The following is a 25,034-nucleotide window of genomic DNA, read 5'->3' as shown; positions in this document are numbered from 1 at the left end:
CGTCGTGTGGCGACCGGGTCAGCCTTCCTCGCGCCGACCGCGTCGCTGCCCGCGGGGCACCACCATCGGTAGGCCGGTGCGCGGATCGGCGACCATGTCCGCGTCCAGCCCGAACACCTTCAGCAACAGCTCGGCGTCCAGCACCGCAGCCGGATCACCTTGTGCCACCACGCGTCCGCGATGCATGACGACCAGATGGTCGCTGAACCGCACCGCCAGGTTCAGGTCGTGCAGGACCATGGCGACGGTCGCTCCGCGCTCCCGGTTGAGCCGGCACACCAGGTCCAGGACGTCGACCTGGTGCGCCAGGTCGAGGTAGGTCGTCGGCTCGTCGAGCAGCACCAGGTCGGTGTGCTGCGCCAGGGTCATCGCGATCCAGACCCGCTGCCGCTGACCGCCGGAGAGGGCGTCGACCGGCCGGTCCGCCAGCTCCAGGATGCCGGTCCAGCGCATCGCATCGGTGACGATGTCCTCGTCGCCGTGCGACCACTGCTGGAACCACCGCTGATGCGGGTGCCGTCCGCGACCGACCAGGTCGCGGACGAGCAGTCCCTCCGGTGCGATCGGGCTCTGCGGCAGCAGCGCGAGCGTGCGGGCCAGCTGCTTGGCCGAGCGGGACCCGATCGGGTCGCCGTCCAGCATCACCTGTCCGGTGGTCGGCGTCAACAACCGCGAAAGTGTCCGCAGCAGAGTCGATTTCCCGCATCCGTTCGGCCCGATGATGGTCGTCACCTTGCCATCCGGGACCCGCAACGACACGTCGTGGACGACGGGCTCGTCGCCATACCCGACGGTGACGTTGTCTGCGCTCAACCGTGCCGCCGGGGCGGCGAGGCGGTCGGCCAGGGCGGCCGTGGATGTCTGGCTCATGTGTCCTGCCTTTGCGTGCGGATCAACAGGTGGATGAAGTACGGGGCGCCGATCAGCGAGGTGACCACGCCCACCGCCAGCGCGGTCAGCCACAGCCGGGTGATCACGTCGGCGGCCAGCACCAGCACCGCACCGGTCAGGGCGGAGGTGAGCAACGGCGGCCGCGAGGTGCCGGCCAGCCGCCGGGCGATCTGCGGGCACACGAACGCGACGAAGCCGATCGGACCGACCGCGGAGACGGCGACCGCGGCGAGGAGGACGGCGCACAGCAGTGTGATCGCCTGCGCCCGGGTGGTCCGTATGCCGAGAGCGCGGGCCGTGTCGTCGCCGAGTTCGACGATGTCGAGTGTGCTGCCCTGCCACAGCGCGACCGGTGCCGCCAGGGTCAGCACGGCCAGCAGCCAGAGGGCGTCGGTGCCGGTCACGCCGGCGAGCGACCCGGACAGCCACACCTGCGCCGACGCCGCGGTCTGCAGCCGCGCCGTCACCAGCAACCACGAGGTGCAGGCGGTCAGAGCGGCCGCGATGCCGATGCCGACCAGCACCAGCCGGCGACCGTCGAGGCCGCCGCGCCAGCCGGCGGCATACAGCAACGCAGTGGCCAGCAGCGCACCGCAGAAGGCCGCGAGCGGCAGTCCGAGGTCGGCCGAAACACCTGAAGCCACACCGGAATCGGCGGCCGCGAAGAGCACGATGTAACCCACGGCACCGGCTGCGGCACCGGCGTTGACGCCGATGACGTCCGGGCTGGCCAATGGGTTGCGGGCGATGGTCTGGATCAGTGCGCCGGACAATCCGAGCGCGAGCCCGGCGAGCAGCGCGACCGACGCTTCGGGGAGGCGGACGTCGCGCACGATGAACGCGTTGACGCCCGAGGTGTCACCGAGCAACGCACGCACCACGTCGCCGAACGGGATCCGCAGGTCGCCGTAGGCGAGGTCGACCACCAGCAGCGCCAGCACCAGCGCGTCGGTGACCGCTGCACACAGCGCTGCCCGGGGATGCAGCCGCCACGACGTGCGGCCGAGTCGTATGGCGGGGCGCAGCGGTGCCGCAACGGCGGCCGCACCCGTGATCGCTGATCTCATAGCTGCACCAACCGGGTCCGACGCACGAGCAGGACAAACGCCGGACCACCGACGAGCGCCATGACGATGCCGACCTGCACCTCTGCCCCACCGGCCATGACGCGCCCGAGGATGTCGGCCAGGCTCAGCACGATCGCGCCGATCAGGCCGGAGTACGGCACCACCCAGCGGTAGTCGGGACCGCACCAGAAGCGAGCGACGTGCGGGGCGACCAACCCGAGGAAGCCGATCGGTCCGCAGGCGGCGACCGCACCCCCGGTGAGCAGCATCACCGCGCAGACGCCGAGCAACTTGTGCAGGCCCGGCCGCACGCCGAGGGCCCGCGCCGCGTCGTCACCCAGCTGCAAGAGGTTGATCGCGGGCGTGCAGACGACCGTGAGGACCAGCCCCAGCACCAGGAACGGTGCCACTTGCCAGAACACCTCGATGCCGCGCCCACTCGCCGAGCCGACGACCCAGAAGCGGTACTGGTCCAGTGTCGAGACGTTCGCGGTGACGACGGAGGTGATGACCGCCGACGCGAGCGCGCTGACGGCGGCACCGGCGAGGACCAGGGTCAGCGGCGACGGGCCGCCCCGGACCGCGCTGATCGCGAACACCAGCCACGCGGTCACACCGGCGCCGAGCAGGGCGAACCAGGCGTAGGCCGCGGGCGAGTCGATGTGCAACCAGAAGATGGCCAGGACGACGGCGAGGGACGCACCTTCGGAGACGCCCAGCAGTCCCGGGTCCGCGAGCGGATTGCGGGACTGTCCTTGCATGAGCGCACCGGAGATGCCCAGTGCCAGCCCGACGGCCAACAGCAGAACGGTGCGCGGCAACCGTAGCTGGTGGATGATCGCGGCGGCCTGCGAGCTGTCGGGGTCGAAGAGCACCTGCAGGGTGCGGACCGGATTGATGGCCACGTTGCCGATCATCAGGCTGAGCAGGCCGCATCCCAGCAGCGCGATGGCCAGGATCGCGACGACGCGCCAGCTGCCGCTGCGCGCTGCGTGCGGCGACGGTGATATCGACGAATGTCCTTCATCGGCAAGCGTATTCGCTGTGCTGCGCCGTTCCAGCGTGGTCACATCAGTCCTGTCGGTTCGATGCCATCTCGACTATAGGTTAGCCTTCCCTAACCACGTCACTTCATCACGGTCAGGAGAACCATGCAACCGTCCCGTCGTCACGTCCTCGCCGGCAGCAGTGCCCTGGCGCTGACCGGCCTCAGTGCCCTGCTGTCCGCCTGCGGCAGCAGTTCTGGCGGCGCCGCGGCAGCCACCGCCGGCTCGCCCGGGGCGGCCGGCCGGCCGCAGGACGGGGCAGCGTTCCCGGTGACCGTGCAGCACAAATACGGCTCGACCACCATCACCGCGGCACCCCAGCGGGTGGTCTGCGTCGGCCTGCTGGAGCAGGACTCGCTGCTCGCACTCGGAGTCGTACCCGTGGCCGTGACCTCCTGGCTCGGCGCCGCGAAGGGTGAGATCTACCCCTGGGCGAAGCCGAAGCTGGGCGACGCACCCCTGCCCGAGGTGCTCGACAGTCAGAAGCTGAACATCGAGCAGATCGCGACCCTGCGGCCCGACCTCATCGTCGCCATCTACTCGGACCTCAAGCAGTCCGACTACGCCAAGCTGTCCAAGCTGGCGCCCACCATCGCCGCCCCGAAGGGCCACGTCGACTGGGGCACGCCGTGGGACGAGACCGCGCAGCTGATCGCCGACGCCCTCGGCAAGCACGACGAGGGCGCCCAGCTGGTCGCGTCCGTGAAAGGCGACCTCGCGGCGGCGAAGAAGTCACATCCGCAGTTCGTCGGGAAGACGGCGGTCGTCGCGACTCCCTACGCAGGTGCCTACATCTACGGGCCGTCCGACATCCGCTCCCAGGTGCAGCACGCACTCGGCTTCACCTTCCCGGCGAAGTTCGAGGACATCGGCGGCAAGACCTTCGGCGGGTCGATCAGCGCCGAGCGCACCAAGGAGATCGACTTCGACGTCGTCGTGTGGCTGGACAGCCCGGCGAACGTGAAGTCCAAGCTCGGCGGACTCTACGAGCAGACGAAGGCGTTCCGGGAGGGCCGGACCATCTACGTGCCGAGCGCGATCGGCGACAGCAAAAAGGCCAGCACCTACGCCTCGGCGTTCAGCATGGTGACCCCGCTGTCGATCCCGTGGGTGCTCAAGCGCTACGTGCCGCAACTCGCCGCGGCCGTGGACGGCAAGACCTCCACGAAGGTGGCGATCATCCACGAGTGACCTCGGTCGTATGCCGCCAAGGATCAGCCGATCTGCAGTTGCACCAGTCGGTTTCGCACTTCCTCCAATGGCCGGTCGAGGTGCTCGGCCAGCTCTTCGGGACCGAGCCCGAGGTCGGCGCCGTCGCGCAACTCCTCGTCGTCCTCGGCGGTCCAGCCGGGCACTGAAGGGGCCGGGTCCGGCGTCACCGGCTGCTGTGCACGATCGGGCTGCGGCGTGAGTTCATCCGGCACGTCGTGTGTCTCGTCGGCGGCCACCTCCTCGACCGCGTCGGCGGCCGTCGTCACAGCGGGTGTTTCCGCCACGGGCTGCGCGCCCGTGTCGTTCGCCGTCTCGTCGAGTCGACGCAATGCCTTGAGCACCAGCGCCCGATCGGTCGTCGGCCAGAAGGGCGGCAGTGACTTCTGCAGGAAGCCCGCATAGCGGGCGGTGATCATCCGGGTGTCGAGGAAGGCCACGACACCCCGGTCCGCGCTGCTGCGCACCAGCCGCCCGGCTCCCTGGGCGAGCCGGAGCGCGGCATGGGTGGCCGACACCGACATGAAGCCGTTGCCGCCGCGGCGGGCGATCTCCTGCGAACGTGCCGACGCCAGTGGGTCATCGGGGCGTGGGAACGGGATGCGGTCGATGATCACCAGCTGACAGGACGGCCCCGGCACGTCGACCCCCTGCCAGAGGGTCATGGTGCCGAACAGGCAGGTGCGGGGGTCGGCGGCGAACTGCGCCACCAGGGTGCGGATCTGATCGTCACCCTGGCAGAGCACGGGTATGTCGTCCCCGAGCCGGGTGCGCATCTCCTCGGCTGCCGCGCGAGCGGCGCGCGTGGAGGAGAAGAGTCCGAGCGTGCGGCCACCGGCGGACCGCACCAGCGTCTCGATCTCGTCCATGGCCGCGGGCGACATACCGTCGCGTCCGGGCGGCGGCAGTTGGGAGGCGACGTAGGCGATGGCCTGCCGCGGATAATCGAACGGTGACCCGACGTCGAGGCCGGTCCACTGCGGGCCGCCCTCGCCGCGCAGCCCGAGCGTGCCGGCGACGGAGTCGAAGGACCCGCCGAGTTCGAGGGTCGCCGAGGTCATGATGACCGTCCGGTCGCCGAAGACCTTGTCCCGCAACAGCATTGCGACGCTCATCGGGGCGACGCGCAGCACCGCCCCACGTCGCTGATCCTGCGACACCCAGACGACGTCGAGCTCGCGGCCCTCCAGGATGCGGTCGCAGTTGTCGAAGATCTCGTCGACCGCGGCACGCGCCACCTGGCGGGAGGCGTCATTGTCCGCCGGCGACGCAGGTTTGAGCTCACTCTGCACGGACCGGGCCGCATCACGCACCCGCGTGAGGGCGAGGGCGAGGTTGTCGGGAATCCCGAGCAACCGGCCCTCCTGCACGCCGTTGAGCAGCTCCTGCAGCAACTCCCCCGCCTCGCGCATGGTGGAGGCGTCGGCCATCCGGCCGCAGCGCCGGGCCGCGGTGGCGATCATCCCGCCGGTGACCTCGTCGGTGATGGTCGAGGTGACCCGGTCGACGAGCTCGTGGGCCTCGTCCACGACGAGCAGGTCGTGCTCGGGCAGCATCTGCCGGCCCTCGAAGGAATCGATCGCCATGAAGCTGTGGTTGGTGACGACGACGTCGACCTCCTTGGCCGCGGCGCGGGACCGCTCGACGAAACACTCCTGCACCATCGGGCACTTCGAGCCGAGACATTCCTCGGCGGAGACCGAGACCTGCCGCCAGGCACGCTCGCTGACTCCCGGCACCAGTTCGTCCCGCTCGCCGGTGTCGGTCTCCTGCGCCCACTCGCGCAGCCGCACGACCTCCTCACCGATCCGCCCCGCGGCCCGATCGACGTCCCCGACCTCGAGCAGGGAGTCCTCCTCCTCGGGGTAGCCGCCCTCGATCTTGTGCAGACACAGGTAGTTTCGCCGACCCTTCACCAGGCCGTAGGTCGGCCGTCGGCCCAGGATCGGGGCGAGTGCGTCGGCGATGCGGGGCAGGTCGCGGTCGACGATCTGGGCCTGCAGCGCCAGGGTGGCCGTGGCCACGATCGCCGGCCGATGCGTCTCGACAGCGTGCCGGATCGCCGGGACCAGATAGGCCAGCGACTTGCCGGTGCCGGTGCCGGCCTGCACCAGCAGGTGCGAACCGTCCCGCGCCGCCTGATCCACCGCGCGTGCCATCTGCTGCTGCCCCGGCCGGTCACTGCCACCGACCCCTCCGACGGCAGCGTGCATCAGGGCATCCAGATCGGCAGGCATCCCCACAGGGTAGGCCGTCGCTCCTTCCCCGGGCGCGCACCATCCACAGGCGGGTCGGTCAGGTGGCGGGCGCCGGGCCGCGGCAGATGAGGTAGGCGACCAGCGCAGTCCAGCCGGTCTGGTGGGTGGCGCCGAGACCGGAACCGTCGTCGCCGTCGAAGTACTCACTGAATGTCGGGTGCTGGTCCCACAGCGGCCCGCTCGGATACCACTTCGGCGTACCCGGCCGCCGCCCCGCGCCGTCCGGCCGGAAGAGCTGCACGAGGCGGTCGGTCAGGTCGGCGGTGATCTCCTGCAGGCTGTGCTCGTCACCCGAGCCGGTCGGATGCTCGACCCGCTCGCCGGGATAGGCCTCGGCATACGTCGCGAGCGCGTCCACCAGCAGGAAGTTGACCGGGAACCACACAGGCCCACGCCAGTTGGAGTTGCCGCCGAACAGGGCGCTGTCGGACTCGGCCGGGGTGTAGCCGACGCTGAAGTCCGCGCCGTCGACGTCGACGGTCAACGGCGTGCGGTATGCCGCCGACAACGACCGGATGCCGTGCAAGGAGAGGAATTCGCGCTCGTCGAGCATCCGGGCGAGCAGCAGCCCGCGGCGCTCGGGGGGCACCAGCGACAGCGTGATGCGGTGGTCGTCGTGGTGCTCGTGATGTGCCAGGACGTCGGCGAGGCCGGTGTCGCGACGCTCCAGCCAGTGCACCTCGCTGAGCAGGTCCGGCAGCTGCCGGGCGATGACCGGGTGCACGGACTCGACGGCGACCAGCGGCAACAACCCGACGAGAGAACGCACCGGCAGACGTTCACCGGTGCCGTCGGCCCGCACCACCGCGTCGTAGTAGAAGCCGTCCTGCTCGTCCCACAGCGAGATCCCGGTGCTGCCGAAGTCGGTCATCGCGCGGGCCAGCCGCAGGAAGTACTCGAAGAAAGTGCGCACCGACGCGCTCCAACTGCGTTCGTGCCGTGCCAGCTCGACCCCGATCCGCAGCATCGACAACGCGTAGAACGCCATCCAGCTCGTGGCGTCGGACTGCTCCAGCCGCATGCCGTCCGGTAGCGGCTTCGACCGGTCGAACGGACCGATGTTGTCCATCCCGAGGAACCCGCCCTCGAAGAGGTAGGAGTCGTCGGCGTCCTTGCGGTTGACCCACCAGGAGAAGTTCATCAACAGCTTGCTGTACACGCGGGCGAGAAACTCGTGATCGTCGTCGCCGGCCAGCGAATGGACCAGCCAGGCAGCCCAGGCGTGTACCGGCGGGTTGACGTCGTCGAAGTTCCACTCGTATGCCGGCAGTTGACCGTTCGGGTGCTGCGTCCACTCCCGCACCATCAGGTCGATCTGGTCCTTGGCGAACGCGGGGTCGATCAGCGCCAGCGGCACGGTGTGGAAGGCCAGGTCCCAGGAGGCGAACCAGGGATACTCCCACTCGTCGGGCATCGAGATGACGTCGGCCAGGTCCAGGTGCGTCCAGCCGGCGTTGCGCGCACCGCGCTGCCGGCGTTGCGGGGGCGGCGGCGGGCCGGCCGGGTCGCCCTGCAGCCATTCACCGACCGCGTAGCGGTAGAGCTGCTTCCCCCACAGCAGGCCGGCGAAGGCGCGGCGCGCGACGTGGGCATCCTGCTCGGTCGCACTCGCCGGTATGACGGTCGCGTAGAACTCGTCCGCCTCGGCGGCGCGGGCCCCCATGACGGCATCGAAATCGGCGAAGCCGCCGGCAGCGCCTCCGCCGAAGTATGCCGGCTCGGGGTCGGTGCCCTGCGCGGTGGCCGTCAGCCGCAACCGGACCGTCCGGGTCTCCCCCGGCCGGATGTCGTCCAGCTGCCACCAGAACGCCACCTTGGTGCCGTGGTCCGGACGCGTCGCCGACGGGTCGCCGTGCACGATCGCGCGGTCGATGCCGTTGGTGGGGCAGTCGGTGCGTGCTGCGGCACCCCAGAGCCCCATATTGTCGCTTTCGTTGTCGCAGAAGAGGATCCGGGCGCTCGCTGGTCGAGTAGCCGGAGCGCTAGCGGAGGCGTATCGAGACCGAGAGCCATCGGTGGCTTCGAGCCGGTAGGTGCCGAGCCAGGCGTGCTGCATCTCGACGGCGCCGTCGACCAGCCGCATCGACGGGGTGCGGTCGTCCCGTCCGAACGCCCAGGTGTTGCGGAACCATGCCTGCGGCACCAGGTGCAGGGCGGCCGCGTCGGGGCCATGGTTGGTGACGTCGATGCGCATCAGCAGGTCCGTCGGGGACGACTTCGCGTAGGTGACCGACACATCGAAGAACCGGTCGTCGGCGAGCACGCCGGTGTCGGTGAGTTCGAACTCCGGGTCGTTGCGGTTGCGCTGGGCATTGACCGTGCGCAGTTCGTCATACGGGAACGCGGCCTGCGGGTAACGGTAGAGCCAGCTCGCGTAGGAGTGCGTCGGCGTGGCGTCGGTCGGCCACCAGACCTCCTTGACGTCCTCGCCGTGGTTGCCCTGGGCGTTGGTCAGCCCGAAGAGGCGTTCCTTGAGCCGGTCGTCCTTGCCGTTCCACAGCGCGATGCCGAGGTTGAGGAAGCCGAAGCGGTCGCAGACCGCCGCCATACCGTCCTCGCCCCAGCGATAGGCGCGCCGGTGCGCCTGATCGAACGGCAAGTAGTCCCAGGCGTTCCCGTCCGCGGAGTAGTCCTCACGCACCGTCCCCCACTGGCGGGCGGAGACGTACGGTCCCCACAGCCGCCAGGGGTCGTCGGCGGTGGGAGAGGCGGCGATGCGTGCGCCCTCGGCGGTCTGGTCAGCACTCACCCGCCCGATGCTGCCAGCAATGTAGGAGTGCGTCACAACGTGATGAAGGTTCGGGGCCCCCGCGAAGTATTCGGAGGAGCGTAGCGGGGGAGAAACTTCGTGGGGTGACTCAGACGGCGAACTCGACGAGGTCGGCCTGCAGCGTCGGGGTCACCTTGGCGTGCACATGCGTGCCGTCGCCGGTGTGCTCGCTGGACAGCACCTCGCCGTCGTCGTGGATCCGGGACAGCAGGTCGCCGCGGTCGTAGGGCAGCAGCAGCTCCATCCGGATCTCCGGTCGCGGCAACTCTCGGGCGACCAGCTCGGCGAGCGCGTCGAAACCCTTGCCGGTGCGGGCGCTGACGGCGATCGCGTGCTTCTCCGCGCGCAGGATGCGGTCGACGACCTCGGGATCGGCGACGTCGGCCTTGTTGACGACGACGACCTCCTTCACGTCGTGCGCGCCGACGTCGGCGAGCACCGAGCGCACGGCGGTGATCTGCGACTCCGGGTCGGGGTGCGAGCCGTCGACGACGTGCAGCACCAGGTCGGCGTCACCGACCTCCTCCAGGGTGGAACGGAATGCCTCGACCAGCTGGTGCGGCAACTCCCGCACGAAGCCGACGGTGTCGACCAGGGTGTAGCCGCGGCCGTCGATCGTCTCGGCGCGGCGCACGGTCGGGTCGAGCGTGGCGAAGAGCTGGTTCTGGACCAGCACGCCGGCGCCGGTGAGCCGGTTGAGGATCGAGGACTTGCCGGCGTTGGTGTAACCGGCGATGGCGACCGACGGCACGTGGCCGGCGCGGCGTGAGCCGCGCTTGGTGTCGCGCATGGTCTTCATGCCTTTGAGTTCGCGGCGCAGCTTGGCGATGCGGGTGTTGATCCGGCGACGGTCCAGCTCGATCTTGGTCTCACCGGGACCGCGCGAACCCATGCCCTGGCCGCCGGCGGCCTGGCCACCGGCCTGCCGGGACATCGACTCACCCCAACCACGCAGCCGCGGCAGGAGGTACTGCAGCTGGGCCAGCTCGACCTGCGCCTTGCCCTCCTTGGACTTGGCGTGCTGGGCGAAAATGTCCAGGATCAGCGCGGTCCGGTCGATCACCTTGACCTTGACGACGTCCTCGAGGCCGCGCCGCTGGCTGGGCGTCAGCTCGGTGTCGGCGATGACGGTGTCGGCACCTTCCTCGATGACGATGTCGCGCAGCTGCGCCGCCTTGCCCGAACCCATCCAGGTGCCCGGGTCCGGCTTCATCCGGCGCTGCAGCACGCCGGCGAGCACGGTCGACCCGGCGGTCTCGGCGAGCGCGGACAACTCGCGCAGGGAGTTCTCGGCGTCCTCGGCGGTGCCCTCACCCCAGACGCCGGCCAGCACCACGCGCTCCAGGCGCAGCTGGCGATATTCGACCTCGGTGACGTCCTGGAGTTCCGTCGACAGGCCGGCCACCCGGCGCAGCGCGGCGCGGTCGTCACGGTCGAACTGGTCACCGTCAAATGACTCGAACGACTCGTCGATGAGGAATCCGTCGGCATCATACCGGGGATCGCGGTTGTCGTCGTGGGCGGACAGAGCTTCGGCGCGACCGTCGAGCACCTGGGAGCGGGCGGTCATCGCGCCTCCTGCGAAGTTACGAGCTGTCATGTTCTCCATATCGTCTCAGGGTTCAACATGCGGAGCGAATGCTTTATGCCGCCGGTGTATGCCGCCTCCACCACCCCACTACCCTCGGGCCCGTGACCGACACGCCCGGACGCGACACCGCGCACGACCACTACTTCACCGCCAGCCCGGCGAGTGCGGACGAGCGACGCACCATCAACGTGCCGCTGGCGGGTGCGACCCGCGCGGTGCACGTGGCGCCCGGGGTGTTCTCGGCCGGGCGCATCGACCAGGGCACCTCGGTGCTGCTGCAGAACGCACCGCAACCGCCGGCCACCGGCACCTTCCTGGACCTGGGCTGCGGCTGGGGCCCGATCACCCTCAGCCTCGGCCTGCTGGCCCCCGGCGCGCAGGTCTGGGGCGTCGACGTCAACGAACGCGCGCTCGGTCTCACCCGGGACAACGCTGCCGCGCTGGGCTTGCAGAACGTGCGCGCAGTGCGCGCCGAGGAGGTCCCCGTCGACCTGCGCTTCGACCTGATCTGGTCCAACCCGCCCATCCGGGTCGGTAAGGACGTGCTGCACCGGCTGTTGACGACCTGGCTGCCACGACTGGCACCGGACGGCGCCGCCTACCTGGTGGTGCAGCGCAATCTCGGCTCCGACTCGTTGCAACGATGGCTGATCGAACAGGGCTACGCCGCCGAGCGGTTCACCAGCGTGAAGGGTTTCCGGATCCTGCGGGTCGGCGCCGGGAGGTGATCGGTGAGCGGTCCGGCACGTGGGCCGATACATGGGCCGATACATGGGCCGGGTGTGGCCGTCAGCGGTTGCGCCGGTGTCGGCGTGTGGTCGAGTTCCCACACCCGACACCGACCCCGCATCCGAACGGTGAGTGAGTCCCGAGAGCGTCTGGGGCACCTGTGATCATGCATTCGTCCGCCGTGCCGTATGCCGATCGCAGACGGGCAGCGCCGGGTCGTGGGTCTATGCCAGGCCGGCCTGCCTACCTCGTTCAGACCACCGTCAAGCCTATGGAGCGGGCGGATTCCTGGAGTCCCTCGTCGAAGGTCGCAACTCGGGCGGACGTCTGCTCGGCCGTCAGCAGGACGCAGCAGTCGGGCATCTTCGAGCGCGTGTTCGCTCGCAAGCGCGCCAGCCGGGTCGCAGCGTCGTCAGGAAGCGCAGTGGTGGTGATGCCGAGCGCACGAAGGTCGGCCAGCATCTGCTGGTCACGATTCTCTCGTGCCGCCCGCACGAGTACTTCGGCCTGGTTGATCGGACCGATGGTCATGGGCTCGGACGGGTTGGCTGCGAAGATCTCTTCGGCGGCTGCGTGATGGGCGTCGTTGGCGTCGAACAAAGCGATGAGCACTCCTGCGTCCAACGCGATCACGCAGGCCACTCCGCCCGCAGCTCTTCGAGGTAGCCGGGCTCGTACAGACCGGTGTAGGAGCCACTGATGCGACGCAAGGCATTGAGACGGTCGTTGCCGCGATCGGCGGCTTCAGGATCGATGCTCTTGAAGCCTTCCTCGATCAGGTGGCGCAGCAGTCGCGTTGGCTTGTCACGATCCTGCGGCCACCTCCGGGCGGCCGCCTGCAGCGCCTCGGAGACCTCGGGCGTCTCGGTCACGGCGTGGCGGGGTCTCGTGGTCGGCATACTCAAGTGTAACACCGTGATCCGGTGTCACACCCGGCAGTGATCCCTCCTCCGTCTCCGCGCGACGATCGGCCGCTGGCGGCGTAGCAGTCGCCGGTGACAGGTCAACGGATGTCGTGAGAGACGGAGCTCGCGACATCCGTTGACCTCTCGCGGTAGTCACTCCCAACCCTCAGCCGTGTCTCCGATAGAGCAGGGTCACCCGCTGCAGGGAAGCTCGACCGTCCCGTGGGCGACGATCACGGCAGGTCCGGACAGGAACGTCCGATCGCCCTCGATGCGGACGACCAGCCGCCCGCCCGGCACGTCGACCCGCCAGCGCAACTGGTCCGTCGGGCGGCCGGCCCACCACCAGGTGGCGACGGCGGCCGCAGCGGCTCCCGTGCCACAGCTCTGAGTCTCCCCCACGCCACGTTCGTGCACCCGCATGGCGATGTGTCCCGGCCCCATCGCTCGGACGAACTCCACATTGGTGCCCCGCTCCGGCACCGGGTCGACCCGCGGCTGATGCGACAGATCCAGAGTGCTCAGGTCGAACTCGGGTGGCAACGCCACCACCGTGTGCGGGTTGCCCATGTCGATGCTCAGCGCCGGCACCGGGTCCGGGGCGCCGACCGCCTGCACCACACTGTCCGATCCCCGCTCGTCGGCCTCGGTGGCGCGGGCGAGGCGCCATACACCCAGGTCCACCTCGAACCCTCCGTCGACCACCGTCATCCGCTTCACCCCGGCACGGGTGGCGATGTCGAACTCGTGGCCGCTCTCCAGACCGTTGTCGAGCAGGTACCGGGCGAAGACGCGGGTGCCGTTGCCGCACATCTCACCGATCGAGCCGTCCTGGTTGCGGTAGTCCATGAACCAGCGGGCGTCGCCGGCCTCCGCACGCACGTCCTCGGGTGCGTGCTCGACCGGCACCACGCGGATCACGCCGTCGCCCCCGACACCGGCGCGTCGGTCGGCGAGGAACGCGACGTCCTGCGCGGTGAGGTCGAGGCCGCCGTCCAGCACCGGCACCAGGACGAAGTCGTTCTTGGTGCCGTGGCCCTTGGCGAAGCTGATGGTCGTCACCGGACCATCCAAGACCATCGGTGCCGGTCCCGTCATCCCGGTGTCACGGCCCCGGACGCTTCCGCGGCCGCCTGCACGACGTCCAGCGCCCGCGCCAACAGGTCCGGCGCGTCGGACGGCAGCCAGTGGATCCGCGGGTCCGGCCCGAACCAGGACTCCTGTCGTCGGGCGAATTTCCTTGTCAGCGTTGCGGTCTGGTCCTGTGCCTGCGCCTCGGTCAGGATGCCGTCCAACTGCTGCAAGGCCTGCGCGTAGCCGATGGCCCGGCTCGCGGTGCGTCCCTCCCGCAGCCCGATGCGGTCCAGCCGCCGCACCTCCTCCAACAGGCCGGATCGCCACATCCGCTGGACGCGAGCGCCGATCCGACGGTGCAACGTCGGCCGGTCCGTCCGCAGGCCGACCACTACTGCGGGAGCGACGAACCGCCGCTGCGGCATGGTCGCGCTGAACGGCGCACCGGTCAGTTCGATGACCTCCAGGGCGCGCACGATGCGTCGCCCGTTGCTGGGGTGGATGCGTGCTGCGGCAGGCGGGTCGGCGGCCGCGAGCTCGGCGTGCAGCGCCGCCGGGCCGACCGCGTCCAGTCGCGCCTCCCACCGGGCGCGCGCGCCGGCATCGGTGGGTGGGATGCGTAGGTCGTCCAGGGCCGCACGCACGTAGAGGCCGCTACCGCCGACCAGCACCGGCACCCGGCCACGCGTGCGGACAGCGTCGATCGCCGCCCGGGCATCGCGCTGGTATGCCGCGACGGTGGCCTCCTCGTGCACGTCGAGCACGTCCAGCAGGTGGTGCGGCACCCCTTCGCGTTCGGCCACGGTGAGCTTGGCGGTGCCGATGTCCATCCCGCGATAGAACTGCGACGCGTCGGCGTTGACGACCTCGCCGTCCAGTGCGTGAGCCAGTGCGACACCCAGGTCGGACTTGCCCGTCGCGGTCGCGCCGACGACGGCGACGATCGGGTGCTGGCTCGGCATACCGGCCAGTCTCCCAAAGCCCCTCCTACGATGAGCCGGTGACTTCCCTGCCGAGCGCCGACCAGGTACGAGCGCGCATCACCGGTCCCGCACTGCAGCGCGCCCTGGACCAGTTCGCGGTCCAGCAGCCGGACCGGGCCGACTTCGTCACTGCGGCGGACCGGATCCGCCGCGATGCGGCATACACCGCCCGCGTGGCCGCAGTGATCGGCCAACTGCGTGCCGGGATGGGCCGGCTCCTCACTCCGCAACAGGCGTTCCTGCCGGCGGTCTTCGATCCACAGGATGCCCGCGAGCCGCTCGAGGCGCGCTTCCTCTACCCCGTCGCGTTCGCTGCCACGCTGCCGGACACGTTGGCGTTCCATCGATCCCGGGCGATTCCGGACAGCGCCTCACGAGCCGTCCTGGCCGACCTCGGACGGCACCTGCGCATCTTCGAGCGCACCTTCGGACACACCGGGCTGCACGTCCAGAACTGGTTCTCCCTGCACTTGCGCGGGCTGATCTACGACTTCGGCCGGTTGCAGGCCAACCTGGAACGGCTGGACGCGCCTGCGTCCGACGTGCGCGCCGCCGGGGTGCCGGTGGTGACCGGCTCCGTCGTCGCCGGCGTGCACATCCCGGACAGCGGACCACTGCGCCCCAGCGACGTCGATGCGTCGCTGCACCGGATCCGGCCGTTCTTCGCCCGCCACTTCCCCGAACTGCCGCCGGTGTCGGTCGCCCAGTGCGACAGCTGGCTGCTCGACGAGCAACTGCTCGACCTCGTTCCGGGCAGCAACATCGCCCGGTTCTGCGCTCGCTGGCAGCCGATCGGCCGACCGGCCGACGGGGACGAGTCGGTGCGCAACTTCGTCTTCCGCCGCCCGTATGCCGACCCGGCGGATCTCACCGCATCGACCCGTCTGGAGCATGCCGTGCTCGCGCACTGGCAGGCGGGCGGACACCTGCACACGCGCAGCGGCTGGCTGCAGCTGCCCGCTGGATCGGCGGACTAGCAGATCCGGCGCGCCGGATGGCGCATGCGGCCCTGGGAACTCACCGCCAGTTGGCCGCCAGTTCGGTGTGAATATCCGGTCACCGCCCGGTGGGCCACATGTGCTCGGCCTACGTTCGCGAGGACGTCCCATCCGACGTCCCGATCCGATGCGCCGACTGGCTGTCTTGACTGGTTGTCGACGCACCATCCCGAGGAGCAGCCACATGCCCAGAACCCGTCCCTCCACCCGCGCCGCGACCACCGTCGCGGGCGCCGGTGTGCTCGCACTCGCCTTCGCCGCCGGCGTCAGCACCGGCCCGGCACACGCCGCCGGCCACGGCAGCACCACGGGCAACACCCGGGTGCCGGTCGCCGCCGGCACCCAGGTCACCGCCATCCCGGGCGCCAAGGCGTTCGGGGACACCGACCCCAGCACGCCCGAACAGGTGTCATTCGTCCTCAAGGAACGCGCCAAGGGCGCCCTCGAGGCGCAGGTCGAACACGGCATGCGCCACCAGTTGAGCGTGTCGCAGTTCGCCCGACAGTACGGCCAGAGTCAGCGCACGATCGACGAACTCACCTCGTACCTGGCCTCTTTCGGCATCAAGACCACGGTGTATGCCGACAACGTCGACATCGCCGCCTCGGGCACCGCCGGACAGTTCGACAAGGCCCTGGCGGTGCAGCAGCACAACTACCGGGTGCCGGCGCAACGCGGCCGCGGCGGCACGGGACGCATCCCGGCGCAGACGGTCCACGGCACCGCGGGACAACCCACGCTGCCGCGCCGGGTCGCCGACAGTGTGCTCGCGGTGCTCGGACTGTCCAACTACAGCCCCTTCGTCTCAGACGCCAAGCACATCAACTCCGGTATTCACGCCACCCCCGCCGCCGGTGGCAGCGGCATCGACTGCACCGCACTCACCGGCCTACCGGCCGCGTGCAACACGCCCGCCGACTACGTGCAGCGGTACGGCCTGGCCCACACCGAGGCTGCCGGCAACACCGGCGCAGGACAGGCCATCGGCATCGTCACCCTGGCCGCCCTGGACCAGGGTGCGCCCGAATATTTCTGGTCGCAGGTGCTGCACCTGCCGGACACCGGCCGCACGGTCAGCGTGCAGGACATCGACGGCGGACCCGGGGCTCCGAGCGACGCGGCGGGCACCGGTGAGACCGACCTGGACGTGGAGCAGTCCGGTGGCGTGGCTCCCGGTGCGAACGTGACCGTCTACCAGGCGCCCAACACCGACAACGGTTTTGCCGACGCGTTCTTCACCGCCGCCAGCCAGAACACGGCCGACTCGGTGTCGGCCAGCTGGGGCGAGTCCGAGACGATCATCGCCGCGTCCGTCGCCTCCGGGGTCGAAACCCCGCAGTATCAGGCGGCTTTCGACGAAGCGTTCTTGGAGATGGCTGCGCAGGGCCAGTCGGTCTTCGCGTCGGCCGGCGACGAGGGCGCGTATGACGCCAGCCGCGACCTGGGCACGACGAACCTGTCCGTCGACGCACCGGCGGACAGCCCGTTCATCACCTCCGCAGGCGGCACCACACTGCCCTGGTCGGCCACGCTGACCAGCAGCTCGACCGGCAAGTCGGCGAACGTGTCGGTGACCGGCGAACGCGCCTGGGGCTGGGACTACCTGTGGTCACCGCTGGCGACGCTGCACAACAAGACCGAGGCCGACATCGCGGTCCAGGAGATCGGCGGCGGCGGTGGCGGTTACAGCCAGCTGGAGTCCCGCCCGTCATACCAGCGGCGTCTGGTCGGCAGCTTCTCCGTCGTGCCCTACCTGACGCCGACCGACGTACAGACGGTCAGCGGCATCCAGGAACCGACGAGCTGGAGCTTCGACGGCAACCCCACCGTGACCACCGGTCAGGACTCCGGACGGGCCGAGCCCGACGTGTCCGCCGACGCCGACCCCTACACCGGTTACCTGCTCTACGAACCGAGCGCGGGTGCGGGCAACGAGTTGCAGGGCGGCTGGGGCGGCACCAGCTTCGTCGCGCCGCAGCTGAACGGCAGTGCCGCGGTGATGGACCAGGCGCTCGGGCACCGGGTCGGCTTCCTGAACCCGGCGCTCTACGACCTGGCCGCGGGCAAGCACTCCCCTCTGAACACGCTGGACACCAGCGGCACGAGCAACGACAACCTCTACTACACCGGCACCGCAGGGACCCGGTACAACCCGGCCACCGGACTGGGCACCCCCGACTTCGGCGGCATCCTCAGCCAGCTGCGGCACCGCTGAGACACGACCGGACAAGCGCGATGCGCCGGGCAGCCGATTCGGCTGCCCGGCGCATCCGTGTCTCCACCGGGCGAGTACGGCGGCATCCTCCCGCTGCCCGGCCCAGCCGAATCCGACCGACCCGCGTGCGAATTCGATTGCGCACCGCCCAGCCCTCGACGATTCTGGTGCGATGGTTTCCAGCACCGCTTCGACCCACGCCGTGTCCCACGCGCGTGCCGCGGCCTTCGTGCACGGCACGTCTTTTTCGTTGCCCACATATCCGAAGCTCGAAGTCACCGAGCGACCTGCGCGCACCCTGGGCGAACCCCGCCTGCCGGAGAACAGCACCTGACCGACCACCAGCTCACCATGCGGCGTCGGTCCTCGACCGACGCCGCATTTTCGTGCACTGCAGAGGATTTCATCATGGAGAAGATCAACCACCGGCTCTTCAACTGGGCTTCGCTCCTGGAGGACAACACGAGGGAGCAGGCCGAGGTCACGGCGACGATGCCGTTCATCCATCCGCACGTCGCGCTGATGCCGGACGCCCACCTCGGCCTCGGCGCCACGGTGGGATCGGTGATCCCGACGCTGCGGGCGATCGTTCCGGCAGCGGTCGGCGTCGACATCGGTTGCGGCATGATCGCGGTCCGGACGCAGTTCACCGCCGGTGATCTGCCGCAGGATCGGTCGATCGTCCGGCACAGCATCGAGCGGTCGATCCCGCTGTCCGCGGGCGGTCACAACCGGACGATCAGCCGGGACCACACGAGGGCACGGCTGGAGGAGCTGCGGGCGATGGCGCAGGCCGCCGGATTCGACCCGGCCTCCTACTCCCGGAAGTGGGAGGTACAGCTGGGTTCGCTCGGCTCCGGCAACCACTTCATCGAGATCAGCCTCGACGAGCGGGACCGGGTGTGGCTCTTCCTGCATTCCGGATCACGGGGTGTCGGCAACCGGATCGCCCAACAGCACATCAAGGTGGCGCGGGAGCAATGCGCGAAGTGGTGGATCCAGCTGCCGCACAAGGACCTTGCCTACCTGGTCGAGGACACGCCGGAGTTCGACGCCTACCTGCGGGAGCTGCGGTGGGCACAGCACTTCGCGCTGCTGAACCGGGAGGAGATGATGGATCGGGTCGTCCACGACGTGTCGCACTGGGTCGGTGAGCCGGTGGTGGAGCAGGAGCGGATCAACTGCCATCACAACTACACCGAGCGGGAGCGGCACTTCGGCAAGGACGTCTGGTTGTCCCGGAAGGGTGCCATCAACGCGGAGGAGGGCCGGCCGGGCCTCATTCCGGGGTCGATGGGCACGGCGTCATACGTCGTCGTGGGCAAGGGCAACCCGCTGGCTCTCAACTCCTCGCCGCACGGCTCCGGGCGGGCCTACTCGCGGTCGGCCGCGCGGAAGACGTTCACCGCCGACCAGCTGCGGGAGGCGATGGCCGGCATCGAGTACCGGGACACGGATGCGTTTCTCGACGAGATCCCGCAGGCCTACAAGGACATCGACGTGGTCATGCAGGATGCGGCCGACCTCGTCGAGGTCCGGCACACGCTGCGGCAGATCGTCAACGTCAAGGGCGACTGACGCGATCAAGGTCACAGGCGGAGACCGAGCCGGTCGTGGACGTCCTCCAGCGTGCGCACTGCGACCTCCCGGGCCCGCACATTGCCTTGCCGCAGAACCTCTTCGAGGTACTCCGGGTCCGCCGCCAGTTCCGCGCGGCGGGCCCGGTGGGCCGCAAGTCCGTCGTTGACCGCCATGGTGAGTTCGCGTTTCAGCGCTGCCGCTCCCCCGTCGCCGATGCGTGCCGCCACCTCGTCCGGCCGCTCGCCGGTGAACAGTCCGGTGATGCGCAGCATGCTGGCCACCTCCGGCCGCGTGTCCGGCTCGAAGCTGATGCGTCGCTCGGAGTCCGTGCGCGCCTTGCGAATCCGTGACGCAGTCTCGTCGGCCGTCATACCGAGGGAGATGCCGTTGCCGCGGCTGGTGGACATCTTGGCGCCGTCGAGGCCCGGCACGACCGGCAGATCGGTCAGCAGTGCGTCCGGCGCCCGAAAGTATTCCTCGCCGCCGGCATACCTGCTGTTGAACCGCCGCGCGATCGCCCGTGTCTGCTCGACGTGGGGCAACTGGTCGCGCCCCACCGGTACCACGGTGCCGTGCACGCCGAGGATGTCGGCTGCCTGGTGCACCGGGTAGGTCAGCAACAGACCCGACAGCGGCCGGCCGTCGGTGGCGGCGAGTTCGTCCTTGACCGTGGGATTCCGGCGCAGCTCCGCATCGGTGACCAACGACAGGAAGGCCAGGGTCAACTGGCCGATCTCGGGGACCGCCGAGTGGGCGAAGACGGTCGATCGTGCCGGGTCGATGCCGGCGGCCAGATAGTCGGCGAGCTGGCCCAGGGTGGCCCCGTGCACGTCACCGACGCTATCGCGGTCGGTGATGACCTGGTAGTCGGCGACGAGGATGTAGGACTCGATTCCTTTGTCCTGTATGGCGACTCGGGACCGCAGCGTGGCGAAGAGATGACCGACGTGCAGCGGCCCCGTCGGCCGGTCGCCGGTGAGCACGCGCAACCCGGCTCGACCGCGGGCCTGCGGGTCGTCGATCACCGCGTGCAGCGTCTCGCTGCGGGCACGGCTGGCGGCATACGAGGCATCGGAGTGCAGGTCGGTGTCGCGAGGGGTCTCATCGAGGACGGTCACGGTGTGCTCCTTCGGGGTGGTGGCCCGGCCGGGAGCGCCATACGGCAAGAGCCGCCCGACCGGGCGGCTCTGATGGAAATGGGGATTCGTCAGCAGGCCGCCGGGGAAGGCGGCCACGCGGTGCTGACGATCTGCATGGCCCCAGGCTAACGCACCGCGCGACCGGCCAGCCGCGTGACCAGCGCGGCGACGAGCAGACCGAGCGCGAGGAGCACACCGACGTAGCCGACCGCGGCGGTCCAGCCGCCCGCGGCATACGCCACACCGGCGCACGCGCCGAGCACGGAGCTGCCCACGTAGTAGGCGAAGAGGTACAGCGCGCTGGCCTCGGCGCGGTGGCGCCGGGCCAGCAGACCCACCCAGCCGCTGGCCGTCGCATGCGCGGCGAAGAAGCCGGCCGTGAACAGCAGCACACCGACCAGGAGCAACGGCAGGTTGTCCGGCAGGGTGAGCAGCAGACCCGCCGCCGACACCAGTTCGGCGGTGACCAGGGTCCGCGAACGACCGAATCGCTCGGCGAGCCGGCCGGCGAGCGCGGACGAGACCGTGCCGGACAGGTACATCAGGAAGACCGAGCCGGCGGCGGCCTCGGAGAGGACGAACGGCTCTGCCAGCAAACGGAACCCGAGCATGTTGTAGACCGAGACGAAGCCGCCCATGAGCACGAACGCAGTCGCGAAGAGCCCGAGCAGCGCGGGCGTGCGCAGGTGTGCGGCGAGCACGCGGGAGGTCGTGCGCAACCCCACCGGCTGGACCTCGAAATGGCGGGACGGCGGAGCCAGCCGCACGAAGACGACGGTGAAGCCGAGCGCGACCAGCGCCGCGATCTCCAGGGCCCAGCGCCACGTCGTGACGTCCAGCGAGAACGACGCGACGAGGCGGCCGGCCAGGCCACCGATCGTGGTGCCGGCGATGTACCGGCCCATCGCGGCACCCAGATGCGCACGGTGCACCTCCTCGGCGAGGTAGGCCATCGCGGTCGCCGGCACGCCGGCGAGCGCGACGCCCTGCAGGGCTCGGAGTAGGACGAGCACGACCATCGACGGGGACCAGGGCAGGATCAGCCCGATGCACGCGGACGACACGGCCGAGATCGTCATGACCCGGGTGCGGCCGAAGCGCTCGGACAGCGCACTCGCGGGGATGATCGCCAGCGCCAGCAGGCCGGTCGTGGCCGAGACGCTCAGCGCTGAGACCGCCGGACTGATGCTGAACTCCGCGGCCAGTGAAGGCAGTACGGCCTGGGCGCAGTACATCGCGACGAACGTCGTCATGCCGGCGGCGAAGAGCGCGGCGGTGATCCTCCGGTAGCCGCGATCCCCGCGGCGGTATCCGGCCGCATGCTGCAGCTGCTGCATGGTCGTCATCGGTCCATGGTGACGGCCGATCGTCGTCATACGGAAATGAATCTTGGACGCCAATTTGATGCGTCTGCGACATAAGGTGGGGATCATGCGTGATGCGGTGTGGTGGTTCATCGTGCTGGCCGAGGAGGAGAACGTCACCGCTGCCGCCGCCCGACTGCACATGCCGCAGCCGACGCTCTCGCGGCGGCTGGCGCGGCTGGAACGCCGGCTCGGCAGCACGCTGTTCGACCGTCGCGGCAAGCGGCTGCACCTCAACGAGGCCGGACGGCTGTATGCCGAGCACCTGCGCCGGGCACATGCCGAGCTGGCGGCCGGCGAGCAGGCCGTGCACGAGCTGGCCGCGCACGGGCCGAGGGTCGTGCGGCTGGGTTTCCTGCACTCCTTCGGCACCTGGCTGGTGCCCGAGCTGATCCAGCGCACCCGGCAGACGGATCCCGGCGTGCGTTTCGCATTGGTCCAGGACGCCGCCGAGACGATCACCGCCGCGGTCCTTGCCGGCGCGGTCGATCTCGGCATCGTGTCACCGCGCCCGCGCGAGGCACCGGTCAGCTGGCGGCGGCTGCTGCGGCAGGAGGTCCGGCTCACCGTCCCGTTGACCGATCCGCTCGCCCGACGCCAGTCCGTCGGCTTCGGCGAGTTGCGCGATCGCGAATTCATCGCGATGGCAGCGGGATTCGGGATGCGTCAGCTGCTGGACGAGGCCTGCGCCACGGTCGGTTTCGAGCCGCGGATCACGGTCGAGTGTCAGGAGCTGGACACGGTCGCCGGCCTGGTCGCGGCCGGGATCGGCGTCGCACTGCTGCCGGAATCACCCGATCGTCACCTGCCGGCCGGCGTCACCACCGTCGCGCTGACCGGCATCGACGCGGCACGTGAGGTCGGACTGATCTGGGCGCGCGGGACGGTGCTGCCCGAACCGGCCCGGCGGGTGCGTGCGCTGGCGACCAGCCGCTGACCGTCAGATCTCGATACGCCTGCTCGTACCTCACGGGCTACTCGATCAGCAGGTCCGGCAACCGTTCGCGACGGGCGATGCCGCCGGCGCACCGATGCTGGGCATACCGAGGGAGACGGCCGGTTTGCGGGTCGTGCCATCGGCGGCCTGCTCCTGCAACGCCGCCCAGGCGTCGCCGCCTCGCGTCGACCGGATCGCCCAGGTGCCGCCCTGCGCGCCCGAATCGGCGACCAGGTGGTGCGGCGCGCCATACGTGACGTCGACGGTGACCAGGTCACCCGGGCGCGGTCGGGTGGCGTCGGCCGGCACCGCGAAGTGCACCAGCCGGTTGTCCCGGGCCCGTCCCGACATCCGATGGGTCTCAGCGTCCTTGCGGCCCTCCCCCGGCGACACGAGGACCTCGACGGTGGTGCCCTCGAGGTCGCGGTTGCCCGCCCAGGAAACCTCCTCCTGCAGCTCGATGAGCCGGTCGAAGCGTTCCTGGACGACCGCCTTCGGCAGCTGGTCGGGCAGTTCTGCGGCCGGGGTGCCGGGGCGGATGGAGTACTGGAAGGTGAACGCCGACGAGAAGCGGGCCTCGCGGGTGACCCGCAGCGTCTCGGCGAAGTCCTCCTCGGTCTCGCCGGGGAAGCCGACGATGATGTCGGTGGTGATCGCGGCCTCCGGCATGCGCTCGCGCACCCGGTCGAGGATGCCGAGGAACTTCGCCGAGCGGTAGGAGCGGCGCATGGCCTTCAGCACCCGGTCCGAGCCGGACTGCAGCGGCATGTGCAGGGACGGCATGACATTGGGGGTCTCAGCCATCGCGTCGATGACGTCGTCGGTGAACGCGGCCGGATGCGGCGAGGTGAAGCGGACCCGCTGCAGGCCCTCGATGTCGCCGCAGGCGCGCAGCAGCTTGCCGAACGCGAGGCGGTCGCCGAACTCCACCCCGTAGGTGTTGACGTTCTGGCCGAGCAGGGTGATCTCGACGACGCCCTGCTCGACGAGGGCGCGGATCTCGGCAAGCACGTCGCCCGGACGACGATCCTTCTCCTTGCCGCGCAGCGACGGGACGATGCAGAACGTGCAGGTGTTGTTGCAGCCCACCGAGACGGACACCCAGCCGCTGTATGCCGAGTCGCGCCGCGTCGGCAACGTCGACGGGAAGGTCTCCAGTGACTCGCGGATCTCGACCTGGGCCTCCGCATTGTGCCGCGCCCGCTCCAGCAGCACCGGCAGCGAGCCCACGTTGTGCGTGCCGAAGACGACGTCGACCCACGGCGCGCGTTCGACGATGTCGCCCTGATCCTTCTGCGCGAGGCAGCCGCCCACGGCAATCTGCATGCCGGGGTGGGCGTCCTTGGCCGGACGCAGCTGTCCCAGCTGGCCGTACAGCTTGCCGGCGGCGTTCTCCCGTACCGCACAGGTGTTGAAGACCACCACGTCCGGTTGCTCGGGCCGGTCACCGAAGGCGAGACCCGCGCGGTCGACATACCCCGCGGTTTCGAGCAATCCGGCGATCCGCTCGGAGTCGTGGACGTTCATCTGGCACCCGTGGGTGCGCACTTCGTAGGTCTTCACTGCCTCGCTCATGACCCCTACAGGGTACGGCGTCGCCGCGTTCGGTCCGGCACCGCAGCGACACGCCGGTCAGTTTCCCGGTGGGCGCAGGTAGGGCGAACCCCCCTGGTATGGCGCCGGCGGTGGCGGCATGATCTGCGCCGACCGCTTCGGTCGTTGCGGCTTGCCCACGGCCATGGCCGCGGCGAGCGTGCCCACGACGACGATCGCGATGATGGCCATCATGACCGAACCTCCCGCCGTATCATGGCCGCGGAACAGCTCCACCGGCGCGATCATCGCGGTGATGCCTGCCGCCGGGAAGGCCAACAGCAGCATCACCGGGCCGGACTGGTATCTGCCCAGCGTCACACAGACGCCGACGACGGCGTAGACGACACCGAGCGCGGCGGCCGCGGCAACGCCGAGCGCGACCAACTGCGCCAGCATCATCCCGTCCGGGTCGGCGCCTCGGTGCTGGGCGTGGTACTCCGGCGTGCCGGACCGGTTGATCCAGTGGATGCACGCCCACACGGCGCCGGCGAAGATCACCGCGTGCGACGCATGGCACACCGCCGTGACGGTCCACCAGGGCCTCCCCGGTGGGGTCCGCTGCTGCCGGGGCTGCTGGACCCACTGCGGTGGCACCGGCGGGATCGGTTGCTGCGGCGGTCGGCTCATCCCCCGAAGCTAATCGAGGGGCACGTCGCAGAACCGTTGTCCACAGGGCCGATT

21 protein-coding genes are annotated in these 25,034 nt (G+C 70.0%); 7 read left to right on the top strand and 14 right to left on the bottom strand.

Annotation, left to right across the window (positions count from 1 at the left end; translation table 11 throughout):
* Positions 1 to 18: 18 nt before the first annotated feature.
* The 3 genes from ACYVBN_RS03660 to ACYVBN_RS03650 are packed head-to-tail and all read right to left on the bottom strand — an operon-like array spanning position 19 to position 3,028.
* Positions 19 to 870 carry an ABC transporter ATP-binding protein gene (locus tag ACYVBN_RS03660; protein WP_460599322.1) on the bottom strand — a complete coding sequence of 284 codons (852 nt, stop codon included), beginning with the start codon at positions 868 to 870 and terminating at the stop codon, positions 19 to 21.
* Complete coding sequence (locus ACYVBN_RS03655; protein ID WP_460599321.1) at positions 867 to 1,958, bottom strand: FecCD family ABC transporter permease; 1,092 nt, start codon at positions 1,956 to 1,958, stop codon at positions 867 to 869. Before ACYVBN_RS03655 ends, ACYVBN_RS03660 begins: the two co-directional genes overlap by 4 nt.
* On the bottom strand, positions 1,955 to 3,028 hold the full coding sequence (locus ACYVBN_RS03650) for a FecCD family ABC transporter permease (protein ID WP_460599320.1): 1,074 nt from the start codon (positions 3,026 to 3,028) through the stop codon (positions 1,955 to 1,957). The genes ACYVBN_RS03655 and ACYVBN_RS03650 overlap by 4 nt, the downstream gene beginning before the upstream one ends.
* An 81-nt stretch (positions 3,029 to 3,109) precedes the next feature.
* Between ACYVBN_RS03650 and ACYVBN_RS03645 the strand changes: the two genes are divergently transcribed.
* On the top strand, positions 3,110 to 4,195 hold the full coding sequence (locus ACYVBN_RS03645; protein ID WP_460599319.1) for an iron-siderophore ABC transporter substrate-binding protein: 1,086 nt from the start codon (positions 3,110 to 3,112) through the stop codon (positions 4,193 to 4,195).
* Between the two features lie 23 nt (positions 4,196 to 4,218).
* On the opposite strand, the gene ACYVBN_RS03640 is transcribed toward ACYVBN_RS03645, so the two are convergent.
* The 3 genes from ACYVBN_RS03640 to hflX form a co-directional block, all read right to left on the bottom strand.
* Positions 4,219 to 6,450: an ATP-dependent DNA helicase gene (locus ACYVBN_RS03640; RefSeq protein ID WP_460599318.1), complete on the bottom strand. Its 2,232-nt coding sequence runs from the start codon at positions 6,448 to 6,450 to the stop codon at positions 4,219 to 4,221.
* A 58-nt stretch (positions 6,451 to 6,508) separates the two neighbouring features.
* A complete protein-coding gene (locus ACYVBN_RS03635; protein WP_460599317.1) occupies positions 6,509 to 9,220 on the bottom strand; it encodes an MGH1-like glycoside hydrolase domain-containing protein in 2,712 nt (903 codons plus the stop codon).
* 109 nt (positions 9,221 to 9,329) lie between these two features.
* Positions 9,330 to 10,811 (bottom strand): HflX GTPase family protein, encoded by a 1,482-nt coding sequence (gene hflX / locus ACYVBN_RS03630; protein ID WP_460599316.1) that lies wholly within the window; start codon positions 10,809 to 10,811, stop codon positions 9,330 to 9,332.
* Positions 10,812 to 10,933: 122 nt separating this feature from the next.
* Here hflX and ACYVBN_RS03625 point away from each other — a divergent pair, with 122 nt between their 5' ends.
* Positions 10,934 to 11,560: a class I SAM-dependent methyltransferase gene (locus ACYVBN_RS03625; protein WP_460599315.1), complete on the top strand. Its 627-nt coding sequence runs from the start codon at positions 10,934 to 10,936 to the stop codon at positions 11,558 to 11,560.
* 253 nt (positions 11,561 to 11,813) lie between these two features.
* Here the strand turns inward: ACYVBN_RS03625 and ACYVBN_RS03620 are convergent, their stop codons facing one another.
* From ACYVBN_RS03620 to miaA, 4 genes are all read right to left on the bottom strand, one after another.
* Positions 11,814 to 12,194 carry a type II toxin-antitoxin system VapC family toxin gene (locus ACYVBN_RS03620; protein WP_460599314.1) on the bottom strand — a complete coding sequence of 127 codons (381 nt, stop codon included), beginning with the start codon at positions 12,192 to 12,194 and terminating at the stop codon, positions 11,814 to 11,816.
* Positions 12,191 to 12,433, bottom strand: a complete 243-nt coding sequence (locus ACYVBN_RS03615) for a hypothetical protein (RefSeq protein WP_460599313.1) — start codon at positions 12,431 to 12,433, stop codon at positions 12,191 to 12,193. The genes ACYVBN_RS03620 and ACYVBN_RS03615 overlap by 4 nt, the downstream gene beginning before the upstream one ends.
* Positions 12,434 to 12,658: 225 nt before the next feature.
* The gene (gene dapF, locus ACYVBN_RS03610; RefSeq protein ID WP_460599312.1) at positions 12,659 to 13,528 is read right to left on the bottom strand and encodes a diaminopimelate epimerase; all 870 of its coding nucleotides are present in this window, start codon (positions 13,526 to 13,528) and stop codon (positions 12,659 to 12,661) included.
* Positions 13,529 to 13,560: 32 nt separating this feature from the next.
* The gene (miaA, locus tag ACYVBN_RS03605; RefSeq protein ID WP_460599311.1) at positions 13,561 to 14,502 is read right to left on the bottom strand and encodes a tRNA (adenosine(37)-N6)-dimethylallyltransferase; all 942 of its coding nucleotides are present in this window, start codon (positions 14,500 to 14,502) and stop codon (positions 13,561 to 13,563) included.
* A gap of 38 nt (positions 14,503 to 14,540) precedes the next feature.
* On the opposite strand from miaA, the gene ACYVBN_RS03600 reads away from it, so the two are divergent.
* The 4 genes from ACYVBN_RS03600 to ACYVBN_RS03585 all read left to right on the top strand — a co-directional run bounded on the left by ACYVBN_RS03600 (position 14,541) and on the right by ACYVBN_RS03585 (position 19,314).
* Entirely contained in the window at positions 14,541 to 15,500 is a 960-nt protein-coding gene (locus ACYVBN_RS03600; RefSeq protein WP_460599310.1) for an acyltransferase domain-containing protein, read from the top strand.
* A 205-nt stretch (positions 15,501 to 15,705) separates the two neighbouring features.
* Positions 15,706 to 17,736 carry a S53 family peptidase gene (locus tag ACYVBN_RS03595; RefSeq protein ID WP_460599309.1) on the top strand — a complete coding sequence of 677 codons (2,031 nt, stop codon included), beginning with the start codon at positions 15,706 to 15,708 and terminating at the stop codon, positions 17,734 to 17,736.
* A gap of 172 nt (positions 17,737 to 17,908) precedes the next feature.
* Positions 17,909 to 18,070, top strand: coding sequence for a hypothetical protein (locus ACYVBN_RS03590; RefSeq protein ID WP_460599308.1), 162 nt, complete (start codon positions 17,909 to 17,911; stop codon positions 18,068 to 18,070).
* Between the two features lie 74 nt (positions 18,071 to 18,144).
* A complete protein-coding gene (locus ACYVBN_RS03585) occupies positions 18,145 to 19,314 on the top strand; it encodes an RtcB family protein (protein ID WP_460599307.1) in 1,170 nt (389 codons plus the stop codon).
* A gap of 11 nt (positions 19,315 to 19,325) precedes the next feature.
* Here the strand turns inward: ACYVBN_RS03585 and trpS are convergent, their stop codons facing one another.
* Together trpS and ACYVBN_RS03575 are read right to left on the bottom strand one after the other, a co-directional pair.
* The gene (gene trpS / locus ACYVBN_RS03580; RefSeq protein ID WP_460599306.1) at positions 19,326 to 20,435 is read right to left on the bottom strand and encodes a tryptophan--tRNA ligase; all 1,110 of its coding nucleotides are present in this window, start codon (positions 20,433 to 20,435) and stop codon (positions 19,326 to 19,328) included.
* Positions 20,436 to 20,581: 146 nt separating this feature from the next.
* Complete coding sequence (locus ACYVBN_RS03575; protein WP_460599305.1) at positions 20,582 to 21,802, bottom strand: MFS transporter; 1,221 nt, start codon at positions 21,800 to 21,802, stop codon at positions 20,582 to 20,584.
* An 85-nt stretch (positions 21,803 to 21,887) separates the two neighbouring features.
* Here ACYVBN_RS03575 and ACYVBN_RS03570 point away from each other — a divergent pair, with 85 nt between their 5' ends.
* Positions 21,888 to 22,757, top strand: coding sequence for a LysR family transcriptional regulator (locus ACYVBN_RS03570; protein ID WP_460599304.1), 870 nt, complete (start codon positions 21,888 to 21,890; stop codon positions 22,755 to 22,757).
* A gap of 45 nt (positions 22,758 to 22,802) precedes the next feature.
* On the opposite strand, the gene miaB is transcribed toward ACYVBN_RS03570, so the two are convergent.
* Complete coding sequence (gene miaB / locus ACYVBN_RS03565) at positions 22,803 to 24,332, bottom strand: MiaB/RimO family radical SAM methylthiotransferase (protein WP_460599303.1); 1,530 nt, start codon at positions 24,330 to 24,332, stop codon at positions 22,803 to 22,805.
* A gap of 57 nt (positions 24,333 to 24,389) precedes the next feature.
* Positions 24,390 to 24,980 carry a hypothetical protein gene (locus tag ACYVBN_RS03560; RefSeq protein ID WP_460599302.1) on the bottom strand — a complete coding sequence of 197 codons (591 nt, stop codon included), beginning with the start codon at positions 24,978 to 24,980 and terminating at the stop codon, positions 24,390 to 24,392.
* Between the last annotated feature and the right edge of the window lie 54 nt (positions 24,981 to 25,034).

The organism is Flexivirga lutea, assembly GCF_054778955.1.
This window is presented reverse-complemented; position numbering and strand designations above follow the sequence as displayed.